At 63.5% G+C, this 3,304-nt stretch carries 5 protein-coding genes; 3 read left to right on the top strand and 2 right to left on the bottom strand.

Features of this window, described 5'->3' with window-relative positions:
• The first annotated feature begins 364 nt into the window (after window positions 1–364).
• Genes V7P99_RS14740 through folD form a run of 3 tightly spaced genes read left to right on the top strand, consistent with a single transcriptional unit; the run spans window position 365 to window position 1,908 of the window.
• Window positions 365–655, top strand: coding sequence for a YggT family protein (locus V7P99_RS14740; RefSeq protein WP_333795588.1), 291 nt, complete (start codon window positions 365–367; stop codon window positions 653–655).
• Between the two features lie 32 nt (window positions 656–687).
• Entirely contained in the window at window positions 688–999 is a 312-nt protein-coding gene (locus tag V7P99_RS14735; protein ID WP_333795587.1) for a DUF167 domain-containing protein, read from the top strand.
• Between the two features lie 33 nt (window positions 1,000–1,032).
• Window positions 1,033–1,908, top strand: a complete 876-nt coding sequence (gene folD / locus V7P99_RS14730) for a bifunctional methylenetetrahydrofolate dehydrogenase/methenyltetrahydrofolate cyclohydrolase FolD (RefSeq protein WP_333795586.1) — start codon at window positions 1,033–1,035, stop codon at window positions 1,906–1,908.
• An 81-nt stretch (window positions 1,909–1,989) separates the two neighbouring features.
• Here the strand turns inward: folD and V7P99_RS14725 are convergent, their stop codons facing one another.
• Window positions 1,990–2,421 (bottom strand): Spy/CpxP family protein refolding chaperone, encoded by a 432-nt coding sequence (locus V7P99_RS14725; protein ID WP_333795585.1) that lies wholly within the window; start codon window positions 2,419–2,421, stop codon window positions 1,990–1,992.
• Window positions 2,422–2,692: 271 nt separating this feature from the next.
• On the bottom strand, window positions 2,693–3,304 hold a 612-nt coding region (locus V7P99_RS14720; protein WP_333795584.1), incomplete at its 5' end, for an ATP-binding protein.

Raw genomic sequence — 3,304 nt, 5'->3', positions numbered from 1 at the left:
AACCCCTGACCTCTGCAGTGCGATTGCAGCGCTCTCCCATCTGAGCTACGGCCCCAAACCTCGGACGGCGCGCACCCGTCCGAGGTTCGGGCATTTACAGCGCGGCATTTCCCATTGTCAAGAAATCGGCAGCACAGACGTGAAAGAAATCCATCCGGATCCAGTGATGCTGAACCCGTTTTTCAGACCCTGTGATGGCCTTCGATAAGCATAGCGATCTTAGCAGAGAGCAGTCGGAAGCGCGCAATGACGAGGGCGCGCTTGTCTCGATCCATGCGGACGACGTCAAGCCCCGGCTTGCCGCAAGACATTCGAGCGGCTACACCGGAGCTGGCTTTCCAAAGCACTTAGGATCAGGCGAACAATGATCGAGCTGCTCAGCTTCATCAGCTACCTCATTTCTCTCTATGTCTACGTAATCCTGGCCTCGGTGATCTTGAGCTGGCTGATGGCCTTCGGCGTTGTAAATCCCTACAACCGGTTCATCAGCACCCTTGCGCAGGCGCTCGGGGCTGTCACGGAGCCCGTGCTGAGGCCGATCCGAAGATTTTTGCCCGACTTCGGCGGAATCGACTTTTCCCCGCTCGTGCTCCTGCTCGGGCTCTTCTTTATCCAGAGCGTCGTGCTGCCGAATATCGCCAAGCCGTTCCTGTGACGGAAGGCGCCGGTAAAGCGGATCCCGCAGTCATGCCCTGGCGGCGCGGCAACGGGTGCGTCATCGTGCGCGTGCGGATCACGCCAAAATCGTCCAAAGATGAGGTCGACGGCATCGAGGATACGGCGGAGGGGCCTGCGCTCAAGGCGCGGGTACGTGCTGTTCCCGCCGAGGGAGAGGCGAACGCCGCTCTCGTCAAGCTGCTGGCTGGCTGGCTCGGCGTGGCCCAGAGTAGCGTGCGGATCGCCAAGGGCGGGAAATCGCGCGTGAAAGCGGTCGAGATTACCGGCAACGCAATGGACGTCGAGGCACGGCTGGCTGAAAGGCTGGCCCGCCTCGCTTGATGGAAAAAACGTGGCAAAAAAGGAGGGGAGCCCATGGCGGCCCAGATCATTGATGGCAAGGCGATTGCAGCGGATGTCCGCAAGCAGGTGGCGGCGGACGTCAAGACGCTGCAAGCGGAGCACGGCATAACGCCAGGCCTCGCAGTGGTGCTCGTCGGCGAAGATCCGGCGAGCCGGGTCTACGTCAAGAACAAGGCGGAGCAGACCGTCGAGGTCGGCATGCAGTCGTTCGAGCACAAGCTGCCGGAGATGACGAGCGAGGAAGATCTTCTTGCCCTCGTGCAGAAGCTCAATGCGGATCCGAACGTCAACGGCATCCTGGTCCAGCTGCCACTGCCCAAGCATATCAACGCCGAGAAGGTGCTGAACTCCATCGATCCCGACAAGGACGTGGACGGATTCCATCCCACGAACGTCGGCCGGCTGTGGATCGGCGAGCGCACGCTCGTGCCGTGCACGCCGACGGGATCGGCCATCCTCGCCAAGCGCGCCGTGCCGGACCTCAAGGGACTCAACGCCGTCGTCATCGGCCGGTCGAACATCGTCGGCAAACCCATGGCGGCGCTGCTGCTGCGCGAGAGCTGCACGGTGACGATCGCGCACTCGCAGACGAAGGATCTGCCGGGCGTCGTGCGCACTGCGGACCTCGTGATCGCGGCGGTGGGCCGTCCGGAGATGGTGAAGGCAGACTGGATTAAGCCGGGCGCCATCGTCATCGACGTCGGCATCAACCGCGTGCCGGGCGAGAACGGCAAGAGCAAGCTTGTCGGCGACGTCGCTTATGCAGAGTGCGCCGAAGTTGCAGGCGCTATCACGCCGGTGCCGGGTGGCGTCGGGCCGATGACGATCGCCTGCCTGTTGCAGAACACGGTCGTTGCGACGAAGATTCAGCGCGGCATCAAGGACTGATCAAAGGGCCGATCGTCTGAAGTCCTTCAAGGAGGAGCGTCCGCGTGACGCTCCTCTTTTGTTTTTCGCAGCCTGAAAAACTCACCAGTGCCAAGCATCCTCCTCCTCCATCATCGCTTCCTGATGGCGGTCCTCGATGCCTTCTCGCGCGGTATGAATGACAACCGCTGCGAGCACGCGCAGCCGTCGCTTTTGTGCATCCGTCAATGTCGGATAAAGAGGCTGCCAGGCATCGGCCAGCTTCTTTAGGCTGGTTGCGCGCTCGGCTAGGTTATCGGCCCGATTCTGAAGAACCCTCACAATATTGCGATCCGGTTGCGGTTCCCGCATCCGGGCAGCGAAGCGCTCCAGTCGTTCGCGGCGCTCCTCTGCCCGCGAGCGGATGGCCTCTTCGATCGCGGGCCAGTACTTGGCTTGATCGGCGGTGAGCTGCAAGGCGTTCTTCACGACGTCGATGCGAATGTCGGTCAATTCCTTGGGTTCGGAGCGGAGCTCCTCCATCTGCATGTTCATCGGTGGCGCCGTTTGCGCGATGACGGGTGATGAGGCGGATAGACATAACGCTGCTAGCGCGTAGGCGACTGGTCTCGACATGGTGAGCTCCTGTTTCAGGTCGCAATCATTTCTAAGTCGCAAGATGACGGCCGGGAAGGCGGGGCTGGCCGTGAAGCCGCAGTAACCTTGCTGGCGGACGAGGGTTCCGGCGCGCTTTTTCGGTATCTGCGGACTTGGTTAATAGCCGAGGTCAGGGGCATGCCAGGCCGCCGCGGGGTCCGGCTGCCATCTATTGCGGCGTCACTGGGCGGTCCGCGCGCAATGTTTCACCGCGGTAGGACAGGGCCTCGGCCACGTGAATGCGGCGCACGCTATCGGCACCGTCGAGATCGGCGAGGGTGCGGGCAACGCGCAGCGTGCGATGATAGCCGCGTGCCGAGAGCTTGAGCGTGTCGGCCGCCTGGCGGATCAGCGCGAGGCCGGCTTCGTCCGGCTGGGCCGTCTGCTCGAGGATGTGGCCGCTGCAGTCCGCGTTGGTCCGCACCGTCGGTGGCGCGCCGAGGGCTTCGAAGCGTTGGCGCTGAAGATCACGGGCCGCGACGACGCGGGTGCGCACGTCTGCACTTCCCTCGAGGGGCGGAGGCAGCACCAGATCGGCCGCGGAGACCGCGGGCACCTCGATTTGCAGGTCGATCCGGTCGAGCATCGGGCCGGAGATGCGCGCCTGATAATCGGCCGCGCAGCGAGGGCCGCGCTTGCACGCCTGCCCCGGTCCGCCGCCGCAACGGCAGGGGTTCATGGCGGCAACGAGCTGGAGGCGTGCGGGATAGGCGATGCGATGGTTGGCGCGCGCGATGATCAGTTCGCCCGTCTCGAGGGGCTGGCGCAGCGCATCGAGTGC

Origin of the sequence: Hyphomicrobium sp., from assembly GCF_036780825.1 — a bacterium.
GTDB lineage: Bacteria > Pseudomonadota > Alphaproteobacteria > Rhizobiales > Hyphomicrobiaceae > Hyphomicrobium_C.
The sequence above is the reverse complement of the archived record's forward strand: the minus strand, read 5'-3'. Positions and strand labels throughout refer to the sequence as shown.

Coding starts and splice junctions, on each gene's coding strand:
- V7P99_RS14725 (WP_333795585.1), bottom strand. CDS start 2,421: ATGAACATGCAGATGGAGGAGCTCCGCTCCGAACCCAAGGAATTGACC.
- V7P99_RS14735 (WP_333795587.1), top strand. CDS start 688: ATGCCCTGGCGGCGCGGCAACGGGTGCGTCATCGTGCGCGTGCGGATC.
- V7P99_RS14740 (WP_333795588.1), top strand. CDS start 365: ATGATCGAGCTGCTCAGCTTCATCAGCTACCTCATTTCTCTCTATGTC.
- folD (WP_333795586.1), top strand. CDS start 1,033: ATGGCGGCCCAGATCATTGATGGCAAGGCGATTGCAGCGGATGTCCGC.